This is a genomic window from Methylobacterium sp. Leaf104, assembly GCF_001422885.1.
In the GTDB taxonomy this organism is placed as follows: domain Bacteria; phylum Pseudomonadota; class Alphaproteobacteria; order Rhizobiales; family Beijerinckiaceae; genus Methylobacterium.
The window spans coordinates 64,665-79,900 of the sequence record NZ_LMMZ01000023.1 but is presented as its reverse complement, the minus strand read 5'-3'; the positions used below and the strand labels follow the sequence as shown (position 1 = coordinate 79,900).

Below are 15,236 nucleotides of genomic sequence, written 5' to 3'. Positions count from 1 at the left end.
GACCCGCGCCTGATCGCTTGATCGGGCTCGCCCGCGACCGGCCGCCGATGGCCCGGTCGAACGAGGTGAGCCGATGACCTTCTCGAATGCCCTTCCACGCCTGCGCGTCGCCGTAGCGCCCGTGCGGACCCTGAGCTTCCGCCGCGCGGACGGCGCGGCGCCGGTCCGCGTCAAGACGCGTCGCCCCAAAGTCCGCAAGGCCGCCTCGGGCGATGCCAACGTGGCCCTGATCATGGCCGTGATGATGACCCTGGTGTTCGGCCCGGTGATCGGCGTCCACCTGATCGCCGCCTACGCCCCCACCGCGCCGGCCTCCGACGTGGCGGCGCGCAGCACGGCGACGTCACTGCCGCCGGGCTGAGGATTCGCCGGGCTCCGTCACACGCCGAGACCCGCACAATCACCCCCTTGCCGCCTCCAGCTCCGCCGAGAGGGCAGCCTCGGCCGCCAGGATCGTGCCGACCGCCGGTCGGGCGTTGATGCGGGCGAGGTAGGCCATGATCGCGGGCTCCTCCGGCACGAGCTTGAAGCTCGTAGTCCAGTTCAGCGCGGACCCCCAGAGCACGTCGGCCGCCGAGTGCCGCGCGCCGAGGAGGTAAGGACCGGGCGTGAGCGCATCCACCACCGTCTTCAGCACCGCATCGAAATCCCCGTAGGGCGACATCGCCTTGGGGCCGGGTTCGCGCTGGAGCGCCCGGTCGACCACGGCCGGCTCGAAGCTCGATCCGTAGAACACCATCCAGCGCAGGTACGGCCCCCGCAGCGGGTCGCCGATCGGCGGGGCGAGGCCCCGCTCCGGAAACAGGTCGGCGAGGTACAGATAGATCGCCGCCTGCTCGGTGATCAGCGCATCGCCGTGGCGCAGGGCCGGGACCTTGCCCAGGGGATTGACCCGCAGGTAGGCGGAATCCCGCCCCTGTCCCGACCGCAGGTCGCGGACGTCGAGCCTGTGCGGCACGCCGAGCTCCTCGAGCAGGATGCGCACGCCCGTCGAGCGCGTCTGGGGCGAGTGGTACAGGGTCAGGTCGGCGTCCAAGGTCGGCTCCTGCGAATCGGTCGGTGCAGGCTTTCCATTCGGGTCCACCGCGTCAATCGCGCCGCGCCGCCATGGCCTCCGCCAGGAGGCACAGGATCTCGAAGGCGAGGGTCGCCCCGGCGAGCGCCGTCACGCCGGAGGGATCGAGGGGCGGGGCGACCTCGACGACATCCGCGCCGACGAGGTCGAGGCCGCGCAGGCCGCGGACGATCTGCAGCGCCTCCCGGGAGGTGAATCCACCCATCTCGGGCGTCCCGGTGCCGGGCGCGTAGGCGGGATCGAGGGCGTCGATGTCGAAGCTCAGGTAGGCGGGGCCGGCCCCGACCACGGCGCGGGCCTCGGCCAGGACCTCCGGCAGCCCGCGCGCGACGACCGCTTCCATCGGCACGATGCGCACGCCCTGAGCCAGGGCCCAGTCGAGCTCGTCCGCCGAATCGGTGCTGCCGCGCAGGCCGATCTGCACCATCCGCCGCGGGTCGAGGACGCCGTCCTCAATGGCGCGGCGGAACGGGGTGCCGTGGGTCAGGCGGGTTCCGTCGTACTGCCCGTCATCCGTGTCGCTGTGGGCGTCGATGTGGACCAGGCCGACGGAACGGGGCCGCCCGAGGGCGCGCAGCACCGGGTAGGTGACGAAGTGGTCGCCGCCCACCGAGAGCGGCACGATGCCGGCCTCCGCCAGGGGCCGGTGGAAGGCCTCGATCGCCCGGGCGGTCGCCGCCACGTCGATGGGATTGACCGGCACGTCGCCGAGATCGGCGCAGGCCGCGAGATCGTAGGGCGCGATGCCCGTGACGGCGTTGCGGGCGCGGGTGCCGGTGGAGGCCTCCCGCACCCCGCGCGGACCGAGGCGGGCGCCCGGCCGGTTGGTCGTGGCGCCGTCGAACGGAATGCCGATGAGGCCGATATCGATTCGCCCCGGCGCCTCCGCGGGATCGACGAGGGGCAGCCGCATGAAGCTCGCGAGCCCTGAGAACCGGGGCGTCGCCATGCCCGAGAGCGGGCGGTGCCGTGCGATCCGTGCCTGATCCGCCGTGCTCAGCATGGGGTCTCCTCGTGACGGGGATGGCGATGGAGGCGAACCGGCTTTCCGGGCCGGACCGGAGACGGCACGATGACGTTCCGTTGACGGATCGGCAACGCGTGGCTATAGAGCCCCCATCGCCGACGGGCGCGCACACCGCGATCGTCGGCTTCGCCATTGCCCGAACAACCTGCACGCGATCCACCGACATCTCAGCCCGCGGGCTCGTCGCGATCGCCTCAAACGTGACGAGGATGCCCCATGGCCAACACCGTGTCGGCCAAGAAAATGACCCGCAAGATTGCGAAGCGCACCGCGGTCAACCGCTCGCGTCGCAGCCGTATGCGCACCTTCGTCCGCAAGGTCGAGGAGGCCATCGCCACCGGTGATCAGTCGAACGCGCTGACCGCCCTCCGCGCCGCAGAGCCCGAGATCATGCGGGCCGCCCAGCACGGTATCGTGCACAAGAACAACGCCTCCCGGAAGGTGTCGCGCCTCGCCGCGCGGGTGAAGGCGCTCGCCGCCTAAGCCATCCTTCCAGCAGTGACGCGAAGAAGCCCGGCAGTGATGCCGGGCTTCTTTCGTTTCGGCCTTCCCGATGCGGCGCGGAAGGCCGCCGCCTGGGGTCGTCCAGTGCCGCACGGTCCGGAGAGGCGCCGCCGCGATCGGACTCCCGAATCAGGACAGTTTCGGTGATAAGGCGTTAACGCTAATCGAAATCTGTTTTGTTGCGACCTGTTCGGGCCGAGTGTAGCTTAACGATGTCTGACGATGAACCAGCAAATCCCCCGCACCTCTGAGTCCAGGCCGAATCGTCCACAAGGTGGGATGGTCGCCTCGACTCTGGCCACGAACCCCAGGCCGGAATTGCTGCAATTTTTGCTGTCCCCATAAGTCCCGTTGTTAGGAGAACCGTAGCTTATTGTTGATAGGCTTGCTTCATCGACAAAAGCCACTCCAGAGCCTGTTGACTCTGGCCCGGCATTATGGGTCTCGCGAATACCTCGCGGGGCGCGACGTCAGTCAAGTGTGCGTACGTACCGGTGGCGGCCCTCCGCTCTCGGCACGAGGAGAGCGATGATGCATGTCGACGGAAGCGTGTCCGGCAATGCCGAGATGGGCATGAGCGGCGTGAGCGGTCCCGATATGGTGGCCGCCTGGGCCCGGGTGAAGCGCCGCCTGCGGGCGGAGCTGGGTGAGGATGTCTTCGCGAGCTGGTTCGCCAGGCTCGAACTGGTGGAGGTCGTCGACGGGACCGCCCGCCTCACGGTTCCGACCCGATTCCTCAAGAGCTGGATCGAATCCCACTACCTCGATCGCGTGCTGACCACCTTCCGCAGCGAGGTCGAGACGGTCTCGCGCCTCGACGTCTCGGTGCGCGGCCCGTCCGCCGCGGCCCGACCCGTGCCGAGCACCCCGAAGACGGCGAGCAGCCCGGCGAGCCCTCTGGCCCGCCTGCAATCCGTCAACGCCGCGATGCCGTCGCACGGCGACGCGATGAGCGCCTCCGAGGGCGAGTCGATCCAGGCCCCGCGCGGCGAGGCCGGCGGGGACCTCAACGGGGCGCCCCTCGACAACCGCCTGACCTTCGCGAGCTTCGTCGTCGGCCGCTCGAACGCCCTGGCCCACGCCGCCGCCGAGCGCGTCGCCCGTCACGACGGCCAGGGCGCGCTCTACAATCCGCTCTACTTCCATGCCGGCGTCGGCCTGGGCAAGACCCACCTCCTGCACGGCATCGGCCACGCGGCCCGCGAATCCGGCCGCCGGGTGATCTACCTGACCGCCGACCGCTTCATGTACGGCTTCGTCAACGCCCTGAAGACCCAGAACGCCCTCGCCTTCAAGGAGCGCCTGCGGGCGATCGACCTGCTCATCCTCGACGACGTGCAGTTCATCCAGGGCAAGTCGATCCAGGCCGAGTTCGGCCACACCATCAACGCGCTGATCGATGCCGGCCGCCAGGTCGTCGTCGCCTCGGATCGCCCGCCCACCGAGCTCGAAGCCCTGGAGGAGCGCGTGCGCTCGCGCCTGGCCGGCGGCCTCGTGGTCGAGATCGGCAGCCTCGACGAGCAGCTGCGCACCTCCATCCTGTCGGCGCGTCTCGCCGCCGTGCAGGTCTCGCACCCGAACTTCGAGGTCTCGCCGACGGTGGCGACCTACGTCGCCCGGGCGATCACGGCCAATGGCCGCGACCTCGAGGGCGCCGTGAACCGCCTCCTGGCCCACGCCACCCTCACGGGCACCGCCGTGACCATGGAGACCGCCGAGACCGCGATCCGCGACCTCGTGAAGAACCGCGAGCCCAAGCGCATCAAGATCGAGGACATCCAGAAGCTGGTGGCCTCGCGCTACAACGTCTCGCGCTCCGACATCCTCTCCGAGCGGCGCACCGCGGCCGTGGTCAAGCCGCGCCAGATCGCGATGTACCTGTCAAAGGTCCTCACCCTGCGCTCGCTGCCCGAAATCGGCCGCCGCTTCGGCGGGCGCGATCACACCACGGTGCTGCACGCCGTGCGCAAGATCGACAAGCTGATCGGCGAGGACAACGTGCTGAACGACGAGGTCGAGCTCCTGAAGCGCATGCTCCAGGATTGAGGCCCGCCGGGGCGTCGCGGCGACCCGCGACGCCCCGAATCATCTGCGGGATAGCCGGCCTCTCGCACTTGCGTTCGCCGGGAGGCTTCGCCAAGTTCAGCGGCCACGGTGCCAGGGCGCACGCGGGACCGGGGCGCGTCGATCGCGCGCCTCCCGGCGACGCCCGACGAGAGACCACGAGTTCAGACCATGAGAGTCACTGTCGAGCGTGCGGCCCTCCTTCGGTCGCTCGGCCACGTGCACCGCGTGGTGGAGCGGCGGAACACCATCCCGATCCTCTCCAACGTGCTCCTGCGCTGCCACGCGGACGGCCTCGAGCTGAAGGCGACCGACCTCGACATCGAGGTCACGGAAACCATCCCCGCCGACGTGGTGGATGCCGGCGCCACCACGGTGCCCGCGCACGTGATCTACGACATCGTCCGCAAGCTGCCCGACGGCGCCCAGGTCTCGCTGGAGACCAGCGGCGAGACCGGCCAAATGACGATCCGCTCCGGCCGCTCGCGCTTCTCCCTCGGCGCCCTGCCCGAGGGCGATTTCCCGGACCTCGCCGCCGGCGAGCTGCCGACCCGCTTCGTCATCGCGGCCTCGGACCTGAAGCGCCTGATCGAGAAGACGCAGTTCGCGATCTCGACCGAGGAGACGCGCTACTACCTCAACGGCATCTACCTCCACACCATCGAGGTGGAGGGCGCGCTGCGCATGCGCGGCGTCGCCACCGACGGTCACCGCCTCGCCCGGGTCGAGATCGAGGCACCCGAGGGCAGCCGCGACATGCCGGGCATCATCGTGCCCCGCAAGGCGGTCGCCGAGATCATCAAGCTGGTCGAGGATGGCGGCGAGAGCGTCGAGATCGACCTGTCGCCGGCCAAGATCCGCTTCAAGTTCGCCAGCGGCGTGGTGCTGATCTCCAAGCTGATCGACGGCACCTTCCCCGATTACCAGCGCGTCATCCCCGCTGGGAACGACAAGTTCCTCACCGTCGAGCGCGACGTCTTCGCCAAGGCCGTCGACCGCGTCTCGACGATCTCGTCGGAGCGCGGCCGCGCGGTGAAGCTCGCCGTGCAGGAGGGCCGCCTCGCCCTCTCGGTGAACAACCCGGATTCCGGCAGCGCCACCGAGGAGCTCGACGTCGACTACGACGCGCCCGCCCTCGATATCGGCTTCAACGCCCGCTACCTCCTCGACATCACCAGCCAGCTCGAGGGCGACACCGCCCTGTTCAAGCTCGCCGATCCCGGCTCGCCGACCCTGATCCAGGACCGCGAGGGCGCGGCGGCGCTCTACGTGCTGATGCCGATGCGAGTGTGACCGGCGCGCTGCCGCGCCGCGATGCGAGACAGGCCCGGGCCGATCGGCTAAGGGCAGACGGGTGCGCCTCACCCGTCTGATCTGCCGCGATTTCCGGAACCACGCCGACCTCGACCTCGCGGTCGACCGCCGCTTCGTCGCCCTGGTGGGCGAGAACGGGGCCGGAAAGACCAATCTTCTCGAAGCGATCTCGCTGTTCTCCCCCGGGCGCGGCCTGCGCCGGGCCGATCTCGCCGCGATGCCGCGCAGCGGCGGGCCGGGCGGCTTCGCCGTCTCGATGACCCTGGCCGGGGAAGAGGCCGAGCACCGGATCGGGACCGGCTACGAGCCGCCGGGCTTCGACGGGCGCGCCGCCCGCCTGTGCCGCATCGACGGTGCCACCGCGCCTTCCCCCGTGGCCTTCTCGGAATTCCTGCGGGTGGTCTGGCTGACCCCGGACCTCGACGGCCTGTTCCGCGGGCCGGCCGGCGACCGGCGCCGCTTTCTCGACCGTCTGGTGCTCGCGGTCGACGCCACGCACGGCGCCCGCGTCAACGCGATGGAGCGGGCGCTGCGCTCGCGCAACCGGCTCCTCGACGAGCGGCCGAATGACGGGCAGTGGCTCGACGCCATCGAGCGCGAGGTCGCCGAACTCGGAGTCGCGGTCGCGCTGGCCCGGCGGGAGACCGCCGAGCGCCTGGACCGCCTCATCGCCGAGGGACGCGACGATGCCCAGCCCTTCCCCTGGGCCGGCCTGCGCCTGGAGGGCGACCTCGACGACCTCGTGGCGGTGTGGCCGGCGCTCGAGGCCGAGGACCGCTTCCGCATGGCCCTGCGCCAGGGCCGCAGCCGCGACCGCGCCGCCGGGCGCACCCTGAGCGGCCCGCAGACCAGCGACCTCGTGGTCCGCCACGGCCCGAAGGACGTGCCCGCCGCGACCGCCTCCACCGGCGAGCAGAAGGCGCTCCTCATCGGCCTCGTCCTTGCCCATGCCCGGCTCGTCCAGGCCATGAGCGGCCTGGCGCCGGTGATCCTCCTCGACGAGGTCGCGGCCCATCTCGATCCGCGCCGGCGCGCCGGGCTCTTCGACGCCCTCGAAGCCCTGCAGGGTCAGGTCTGGATGACGGGCGCCGACCCGGCGCTGTTCGGCGAACTGGACGGGCGGGCGGATATGGTCAAGGTCGCGGACGGGCGGATCGTCCAGGACTGACTCGCGCCGGGACCATGCCCCTTTCCCGCCTCGCCCTCTTCGCGCTGGTCTATGCCGGTGCCGCGACTGCGATCGCCCTGCGCTGAGGGTCAGGCGCGGGCCGACGGGATATCGTCGGATGCCTCGTTCAGGTATCTGCCGTCACCCGACTCGATGCCTGGTGCCGCTCCGAGTGCTTTCCTGGATCGGGCGAATCTGCATGGGACGAAGGCGTGCGGCGGCCCGCGCTCCTTGCGTTCGATCTCGTGCACCCGCGCCCGGTGCGCCGCCTCGGACCCGCTGACCCCGGCCCGCGCCGCCACCTTTTCCGCGAGGCGATTGACCTCCTCGCTTCGGATGGCCAGAGGCATTATGCCGATCGCCGATAGGCCCGCGGCCCGTGTCGACGCCGCGAGCGTATTGCCGACACATCGGGGCCATAAGCCGCCCGTCCGCCCGTACACCGCCAGGCCAGGATGCCCATGACAAGCCGCCTCGACGAGGCTCGCGCCGCGTTGAAGACCACCTTCGGCTACGACGATTTCCGGCCCGGCCAGGACGAGGTGATCGGCGCCGTCCTCGACGGAACCGACGTCTTCGCGGTGATGCCCACCGGCTCCGGCAAGTCGATGACCTACCAGCTTCCGGCGCTGGTGGAATCCTCGCTGACCGTCGTGGTCTCGCCGCTGATCGCCCTGATGCACGACCAGGTGCAGCAGATGCTCGGCTTCGGCGTCGCCGCCGCGACCCTGAACTCCTCGGTGGCCGAGGCGACGTCCCGCGAGACCTGGCGGCAGATCCGCTCCGGCGACCTGCGCCTGCTCTTCGTCTCGCCCGAGCGCCTGATGATGGAGGGCCTGATGGACGCCCTGCGGGGCGCGGGCGTGCGCCGGCTCGCCGTCGACGAGGCGCATTGCGTCTCGCAATGGGGGCACGACTTCCGGCCCGAGTACCGGGACCTCGCGCGGGCTCGGGAGGCACTGGGCAACGTCCAGACCGTGGCGCTCACCGCCACCGCCGACAAGGCGACCCGGGCCGACATAACCGAGCGGCTGTTTCCGGCCGGCCGTGAACTCAAGGCTTTCGTCCATTCCTTCGACCGGCCGAACATCCGCCTGACCTTCGTGCCGAAGGACAACCCCACCCGCCAGATCGAGCGCTTCCTCCGGCCGCGCCGGTCCGAGAGCGGAATCATCTACTGCTCGTCGCGCAAGCGCACGGAGCAACTCGCCGAGGTCCTCTCGAAGGACGGCTTCAACGCCCTGCCCTACCATGCCGGCCTCGACCAGGGCACGCGCATGCGCAACCAGGACACCTTCCTGCAGGAGGACGGGGTGGTGATGACCGCCACCGTCGCCTTCGGCATGGGCATCAACAAGCCCGACGTGCGCTTCGTCTGCCATGCCGACATGCCTTCCAACGTCGAGGGCTACTACCAGGAGATCGGCCGGGCCGGCCGCGACGGCCTGCCCGCCGACACGCTCACCATCTACGGCCTCGACGACATGGCCCTGCGCCGCCGCCAGATCGACGAGAAGGAGGTGCCGGACGAGCGCCGGCGCGTGGAGCGGCGCAAGCTCGAGGCGATGATCGCGCTCTGCGAGGGCGCCACCTGCCGGCGCCAATCGCTGCTCGGCTATTTCGGCGAGGCGAGCGAGCCCTGCGGGCGCTGCGACCTCTGCCGCTCGGGCGTCTCGCTCATCGACGCCACGATCCCGGCCCAGAAGCTGCTCTCGGCCATCGTGCGCACCGGCCAGCGCTTCGGCGCGGCCTATGTCTGCGACGTGGTCCACGGCAAGGAATCCGACACGATCCGCCGCAACGGGCACACCGCGCTCAAGACCTTCGGGGTCGGCGCCGACAAGCCGATCGATGCCTGGCGGGCCATGCTGCGGCAGCTCTTCGCGGCCGGGGCCGTCACCGAGAACGGCGACGGTTTCGGCGGCCTCTCGCTCACCGACAAGGGCGAGGCAATCCTGTTCGGCCGGGAGGCCATCCAGATGCGGCCCGACCCGGAGCCGAAGGTGGCCGAACCGCGCGACCGCAGGCGCGGGCCGGCCCGCGAGGAGGCGAGCCTCGACCTCGATCCGGCCACGGAGGCCCTGTTCCAGCACCTGCGCGGCCTGCGCGCCACCATCGCCCGGGCCGAGGGTATCGCCGCCTTCATGGTGTTCCCCGACCGGACCCTGATCGAGATGGCGCGCGCCAAGCCCGTCGACCTCTACGCCCTGCGCACCGTGCACGGGGTCGGCGAGCGCAAGCGCGAGGCCTATGGTGAGCGCTTCGTCGCCGCGGTGGCCGACTTCCTCTCCCACGCACCGGCCGCCCGGTAGGGATCCGGCTCGCCCGGCCCTCGCCGGCCTGATGCGCTTTCGCACTCGTCTTTCCGGATCGCCTTCGTGTAGGGGACGGGCGCGGCAGGGATCGCAAGCCAAGAATCGAACGGGTCTCTCATCATCACGCCTTCAGCGCCGCCCGCGACGGTCGCCCGTCAGGTCTTCTACATGCCGGGGTTCGACCCCCGCGAACCCGAGACCTATTGGGGCCTGTTCCGGCGCGAGGCCCGGCTGACGGCCGTCCGCCGCGGACTGACGATCACGGTCGGGGACCCGGAGCGGACGGCCGACGGACTCGCCGTCGACTGGCGGGTCGACCTCGACGGGCACACGACGCGCTACACCCTGCTCCGCTGGGACGACATCGTCGGCGCCCGCTTCCCGCGCTCGAACGGGCGCCGGCTCCTCGCCGTGCCGGCCCTGTGGTGGCGCCTGATCCGGTCCGGCTACATCCGGCCCTTTCGCCGCGAGGCCCGGCGCTTCGCCCGGGTCATCTTCGGAGTTCACCTGATCTACCTGTTCCTGGTCGTCCTGAGCCTCGGCCTCGCCGCGGGCGCGGTCGCCCTGGTGCCTGGCCTGGACTGGACCTGGAAGCTCCTCGCGATCCCGGTCCTGGCCTACGGGCTCCTCTCCCTGCTGATGTGGGCGACCCGCGGCAAGCCGTTCTACGTGGCCCACCTCGTCGACGACACCGCCTTCACCCACGATCACGCCGCCGGCGGCGACACCCGCATGCGCGCGCGGCTCGACGCCTTCGCGGCGATCATCCGGGGGGCGGAGGGCAAGGCCTCCGAGATCGTGGTCATCGGCCATTCCTCGTCGAGCTTCCTCGGCCTCGAGGCCCTGGACCGGGTGCTCACCGCCGATCCCGAATTCGGCCGGCGCGGCACGGCGGTGTCCTTCGTCAGCATCGGCAGCGTAATTCCCTGGATCACCCTCGACCCCCGCGCCGCCGAGACGCGCGGCGCCCTCGCCCGCGTGGCGGCGAGCGATGCCATCCGCTGGCTCGACGTGCGGGCGAAGTGGGACTGGCTCTCGGTGCACCAGCGCAACCCGCTCACCGCCTCGAAGCTGCCGGCGCCCTTCGCCCATCGCCCCGTCGAGATCCACGTCCGGATCGAGGACCTGATCGAGAAGCGCATCATCGCGCGGCGCAAGTGGAACCTGTTCCGGATGCACTTCCAACTGCTGATGTCGAGCCGCGACCCGGAGGCGTTCGACTACATCGCCTTCGTGGCCGGCCCGGAGCCGGTCCACGACCTGATCCGGCGCTGGCGCGACGTGAAGGAGCAGCCCAAGGGCCGGTTCTTCGAGGAAGAGCCGGCGGATTAACCCCCCGGGAGCGGGCCCGATCCGCGATCGCGTGTTGCCAGGGCGCGGCGTTCCGCTTTAGAGCCGTCACGCACGGCCGGACCCGGACGGGGGCGGTGCCGAGAGGGTCGCATGTTCCGCAACGATGTTCCGATCACCCCCGAACTGGTCCGCCAGCACGGCCTGACGCCGGACGAGTTTGAGCGCTTCCGTGGCTTGATCGGGCGCGACCCGACCCTGACCGAGCTCGGCATCGTCTCGGCGATGTGGAACGAGCACTGCTCCTACAAGTCCTCCCGCAAGCACCTGCGCGGCCTGCCGACCTCGGCGCCCTGGGTGATCCAGGGGCCGGGCGAGAACGCGGGCGTCATCGACATCGGCGACGGGCTCGCCTGCGTCTTCAAGATGGAGAGCCACAACCACCCGAGCTTCATCGAGCCCTACCAGGGCGCGACGACCGGCGTCGGCGGCATCCTGCGCGACGTGTTCACGATGGGCGCGCGCCCGATCGCGGCCCTGAACGCGCTCCGCTTCGGCTCGCCGGACCATCCGCGCACCCGCCACCTCGTCTCCGGCGTGGTCGCGGGCATCGGCGGCTACGGCAATTCCTTCGGCGTGCCGACGGTGGGCGGCGCCATGGGCTTCCACCCGCGCTACGACGGCAACATCCTCGTCAACGCCATGGCGGTGGGCCTCGCCCGCACCGACGGGATCTTCTATGCGGCCGCCACCGGCGTGGGCAATCCGATCGTCTATCTCGGCTCGAAGACCGGCCGCGACGGCATCCATGGCGCCACCATGGCGTCGGCGGAGTTCGACGACGCCTCCGAGTCGAAGCGCCCCACCGTGCAGGTCGGCGACCCCTTCGCCGAGAAGCTGCTGCTGGAGGCCTGCCTCGAGCTGATGGCCTCGGGCGCCGTGATCGCGATCCAGGACATGGGCGCGGCCGGCCTGACCTGCTCGGCCGTCGAGATGGGCGCCAAGGGCGACCTCGGGGTCGAGCTCCACATCGAGAAGGTGCCGGCCCGCGAAGCCGGCATGACCGCCTACGAGATGATGCTCTCCGAGAGCCAGGAGCGCATGCTCATGGTGCTCAAGCCCGGCATGGAGGCGGAGGCGGAGGCCATCTTCGTGAAGTGGGGCCTCGACTTCGCGATCATCGGCCACACCACCGACACGCTCCGCTTCGTCGTGAAGCATGACGGCGTCGTCATGGCCGACCTGCCGATCAAGGAGCTCGGCGACGAGGCGCCCCTCTACGACCGGCCCCACATCGCCAACACGCACCAGCCGGTGCTCGCCGCCGCCGACGTGCCCGAGAGGGTGGGCAGCGCCGAGGCCCTGAAGCGCCTTGTCGGCTCGCCCGACCTGTCGTCGAAGCGCTGGGTCTACGAGCAGTACGACCATTTCATCGGCGGCAACACCGTGCAGAAGCCGGGCGGCGACGCCGCGATCGTACGCGTCGAGGATGGCCCGAAGGGCCTCGCCATGACCGCCGACGTCACGCCGCGCTACTGCGAGGCCGATCCGGTCGAGGGCGGCAAGCAGGCCGTGGCGGAGGCCTGGCGCAACATCACGGCGGTCGGCGGACGCCCGCTCGCCATCACCGACAACCTGAATTTCGGCAACCCCGAGAAGCCCGAGGTGATGGGCCAGCTCGTCGGCTGCCTCAAGGGCATCGGCGAGGCCTGCAAGGCCCTCGACTTCCCCGTCGTCTCCGGCAACGTCTCGCTCTACAACGAGACCAACGGCGTCGGAATCCTGCCGACCCCGACCATCGGCGGCGTCGGCGTCCTCGACGACGTGACGCGGCACGCCACCCTCGACCTCAAGCGCGCCGGCGACGTCCTCGTGCTGATCGGGGAGACCGCCGGCTGGCTCGGCCAGTCGGTCTACCTCGCGGTCGTCGCCGGACGTGAAGAGGGCGCCCCGCCCCCGGTCGACCTCGCCGTCGAGCGCCGCAACGGCGACTTCGTGCGCGGGCTCATCACAGCCGGGCTCGTCGACACCGTCCACGACCTGTCCGACGGCGGCCTCGCCGTGGCGCTCGCCGAGATGGCGATGGCCGGCGGCATCGGCGCCGTCATTCCCGAGGTGCCGCCGGGCGTGCCGACCCACGCCTACCTCTTCGGCGAGGACCAGGCCCGCTACCTCCTCGCCGTCGACCCGGAGACCGCGCCCGACCTCCTCTACAGCGCCTCCGCACAGGGGGTGCCGGCCGCGGTGATCGGCGTGACGGGCAACGACCATTTGACCCTGCCGCACGGCGAGACCATATCGGTGGCCGAGCTGCGCGAGACCCACGAGGGCTGGCTGCCGGCCTACATGGCGAGCCAGCCGGCGGGCGTTCCCGCCTGAAGCCCCCTTTCCCGATCGTCAGGAGCCAACCCGATGCCGATGGATGCGCGCGAGATCGAGGCGATGATCCGCGAGGCGCTGCCCGACGCCCGGATCGAGATCAAGGACCTGGCCGGCGACGGCGACCACTACGCCGCCACGGTGCTGTCCTCGGCCTTCAAGGGCAAGACCCGGGTCGCGCAGCACCAGATGGTCTACGGCGCGCTCCAGGGGCGGATGGGGGGCGTACTGCACGCCCTTGCGCTGACCACGGGCGTCCCGCAGGATTGAGGCCCCTCCGGAGGCGGACCGCATGGACCAGCCGAGCCTCTACGACGACGACAGCGTGACTTGGGCCGAGCAGCAGGCCTCGACCCTGCGCGAACTCGCGCGGCGGCCCGACCCGGCGAACATCGTGGACCGGGAGAACGTCGCCGGGGAGATCGAGAGCGCGGGGCGCTCGCAGATCGACGCGGCGGAGCGGCAACTGCTCCAGACCCTCGTCCATGTCCCGAAAACGGCCCGACTCCAGGCGGAAGCATCGCGTCGGACGTCCGACGATCGTCGTGTCGCGGGCCTGCCCGGCAGGATGCCGTTCACCCCGGGCGAACTCGTCGCCGAGACCTTCACGATGGATTGGGCGCTCGAACGCTTGGCCGCGACCTTGAACCGGCCGCCCGACCAGCATTAGATCAGCGTCACACGTTAGAGGATCGAGACACCATGAGCGACGCGAACACCACCATCGAGAACGAGATCAAGTCCCAGGACGTGGTCGTGTTCATGAAGGGCACACCGCAATTCCCGATGTGCGGCTTCTCGGGCCAGGTCGTGCAGATCCTCAACTACCTCGAGGTGCCGTTCAAGGGCGTGAACGTCCTCGACGACATGGCGATCCGCGACGGCATCAAGGCCTTCTCCAACTGGCCGACGATCCCGCAGATCTACGTGAAGGGCGAATTCGTCGGCGGCTGCGACATCACCCGCGAGATGTTCCAGTCGGGCGAGCTGCAGCAGTTCCTGTCCGAGAAGGGCATCCCCGTGAAGGCGCCGACCGCCGCCTGAGGCGCGTCACCCCTGCGGGACGGAACGAGGGCGCGGAAGCGCCCTTTTTCCTGTCCGCGGGGCAGGCGACCGAACATCCGCCCCGGTCGAGCCGTTGAGCCTCGGACAGTCCGGACCGGGGAGCGGCACGACATGCGCGACGTCATCATCGTCGGCGGCGGCCCCGCGGGCCTCAACGCGGCGCTCATCCTCGGCCGCTGCCGCCGCAACGTCCTGCTCTGCGATGCAGGGCATCCGCGCAACGCGGTCACGCCGCGAAGCTGGGGCGTCTTCACGCGGGACGGAACCCCACCCCTGGAACTGCGGGCGCAGGCCGAGGCCGATCTCGCCCGCTACCCGACCGTGGAGCGGCGTGAGGCCGAGATCACGCGAGCCGAGCGCCGGGACGACGGCTTCTCGGTCCTGCTCGCCGACGGGACCCGAGAGACGACCCGCAAGCTGATCCTCGCCACGGGCCTGCACCAGGCCCTGCCCTCGGTGGAGGGCTTCGAGGATTATTGGGGTCACGGCGTCCATTCCTGTCCCTATTGCGACGGCTACGAGAACCGGGACCGGCCCCTCGTGGTCTATGCCCATGGCCAGGCCGCCAAGGGCATGGCTCTGGAGCTGACGGTCTGGAGCGACGACGTCACCCTCTGCACCGATGCCCATCCGACCGACTTGTCCGAGCACGACCGGAAGCGCCTCGGCCGCCATGGCGTCCGCATCGTGGAGACGCCGATCCGGCGCCTGGAGGGCGATGGACGCCAGCCGCAGCGCATCCGCTTCACGGACGGCAGCGCCCTGCCCTGCCACGCGGTCTTCCTGATGCCGATGCCCTGCGACCCCTCCGACCTCATCACCCAGCTCGGCTGCGACCTGACCCACAAGGGCGTCGTGCCCACCGGCGAATACGAGACCACCAACGTGCCCGGCCTGTTCGTCGCGGGCGACGCCTCCCGTCGGGTGCAGTTCGCCGTGGTCGCCGCCGCCGAGGGCGCGATGGCGGCCTTCGCGGCGAACACCGAGCTCCTGCGCGAGGACGTCGCCTGACCGGAGCCGCGCGACGGGACCGTC

Annotated in this window: 15 protein-coding genes; 12 read left to right on the top strand and 3 right to left on the bottom strand. The window is 70.6% G+C overall.

Features of this window, described 5'->3' with window-relative positions:
• Positions 1-73: 73 nt before the first annotated feature.
• Positions 74-361, top strand: coding sequence for a hypothetical protein (locus ASF49_RS12955; protein WP_056473374.1), 288 nt, complete (start codon positions 74-76; stop codon positions 359-361).
• Positions 362-400: 39 nt separating this feature from the next.
• On the opposite strand, the gene ASF49_RS12950 is transcribed toward ASF49_RS12955, so the two are convergent.
• Together ASF49_RS12950 and speB are read right to left on the bottom strand one after the other, a co-directional pair.
• A complete protein-coding gene (locus ASF49_RS12950) occupies positions 401-1,036 on the bottom strand; it encodes a glutathione S-transferase family protein (RefSeq protein ID WP_056473371.1) in 636 nt (211 codons plus the stop codon).
• A gap of 52 nt (positions 1,037-1,088) precedes the next feature.
• Complete coding sequence (gene speB / locus ASF49_RS12945; RefSeq protein ID WP_056473370.1) at positions 1,089-2,078, bottom strand: agmatinase; 990 nt, start codon at positions 2,076-2,078, stop codon at positions 1,089-1,091.
• A gap of 240 nt (positions 2,079-2,318) precedes the next feature.
• On the opposite strand from speB, the gene rpsT reads away from it, so the two are divergent.
• The 4 genes from rpsT (at position 2,319) to recF (ending at position 7,152) form a co-directional block, all read left to right on the top strand.
• A complete protein-coding gene (gene rpsT, locus ASF49_RS12940) occupies positions 2,319-2,585 on the top strand; it encodes a 30S ribosomal protein S20 (protein WP_056190238.1) in 267 nt (88 codons plus the stop codon).
• 552 nt (positions 2,586-3,137) lie between these two features.
• Positions 3,138-4,652: a chromosomal replication initiator protein DnaA gene (gene dnaA / locus ASF49_RS12935; protein ID WP_056474325.1), complete on the top strand. Its 1,515-nt coding sequence runs from the start codon at positions 3,138-3,140 to the stop codon at positions 4,650-4,652.
• 189 nt (positions 4,653-4,841) lie between these two features.
• Entirely contained in the window at positions 4,842-5,963 is a 1,122-nt protein-coding gene (dnaN, locus tag ASF49_RS12930; RefSeq protein ID WP_056473368.1) for a DNA polymerase III subunit beta, read from the top strand.
• A 61-nt stretch (positions 5,964-6,024) separates the two neighbouring features.
• A complete protein-coding gene (recF, locus tag ASF49_RS12925; protein WP_056473366.1) occupies positions 6,025-7,152 on the top strand; it encodes a DNA replication/repair protein RecF in 1,128 nt (375 codons plus the stop codon).
• An 89-nt stretch (positions 7,153-7,241) separates the two neighbouring features.
• Here recF and ASF49_RS23685 read toward each other — a convergent pair whose 3' ends face one another.
• The gene (locus ASF49_RS23685) at positions 7,242-7,502 is read right to left on the bottom strand and encodes a type II toxin-antitoxin system VapB family antitoxin (protein ID WP_156653000.1); all 261 of its coding nucleotides are present in this window, start codon (positions 7,500-7,502) and stop codon (positions 7,242-7,244) included.
• Positions 7,503-7,613: 111 nt separating this feature from the next.
• Here ASF49_RS23685 and recQ point away from each other — a divergent pair, with 111 nt between their 5' ends.
• From recQ to ASF49_RS12890, 7 genes are all read left to right on the top strand, one after another.
• Positions 7,614-9,464: a DNA helicase RecQ gene (gene recQ / locus ASF49_RS12920; RefSeq protein WP_056473364.1), complete on the top strand. Its 1,851-nt coding sequence runs from the start codon at positions 7,614-7,616 to the stop codon at positions 9,462-9,464.
• Between the two features lie 171 nt (positions 9,465-9,635).
• Complete coding sequence (locus ASF49_RS12915) at positions 9,636-10,799, top strand: hypothetical protein (RefSeq protein ID WP_056473362.1); 1,164 nt, start codon at positions 9,636-9,638, stop codon at positions 10,797-10,799.
• A gap of 111 nt (positions 10,800-10,910) precedes the next feature.
• Complete coding sequence (gene purL, locus ASF49_RS12910) at positions 10,911-13,136, top strand: phosphoribosylformylglycinamidine synthase subunit PurL (protein ID WP_056473359.1); 2,226 nt, start codon at positions 10,911-10,913, stop codon at positions 13,134-13,136.
• 33 nt (positions 13,137-13,169) lie between these two features.
• Positions 13,170-13,406, top strand: coding sequence for a BolA family protein (locus ASF49_RS12905; RefSeq protein WP_055951915.1), 237 nt, complete (start codon positions 13,170-13,172; stop codon positions 13,404-13,406).
• 22 nt (positions 13,407-13,428) lie between these two features.
• Complete coding sequence (locus ASF49_RS12900; protein ID WP_056473357.1) at positions 13,429-13,806, top strand: DUF29 family protein; 378 nt, start codon at positions 13,429-13,431, stop codon at positions 13,804-13,806.
• Between the two features lie 32 nt (positions 13,807-13,838).
• Positions 13,839-14,180 carry a Grx4 family monothiol glutaredoxin gene (grxD, locus tag ASF49_RS12895; protein WP_056473356.1) on the top strand — a complete coding sequence of 114 codons (342 nt, stop codon included), beginning with the start codon at positions 13,839-13,841 and terminating at the stop codon, positions 14,178-14,180.
• Between the two features lie 132 nt (positions 14,181-14,312).
• Entirely contained in the window at positions 14,313-15,212 is a 900-nt protein-coding gene (locus ASF49_RS12890) for an NAD(P)/FAD-dependent oxidoreductase (protein ID WP_056473354.1), read from the top strand.
• Positions 15,213-15,236: the final 24 nt, after the last annotated feature.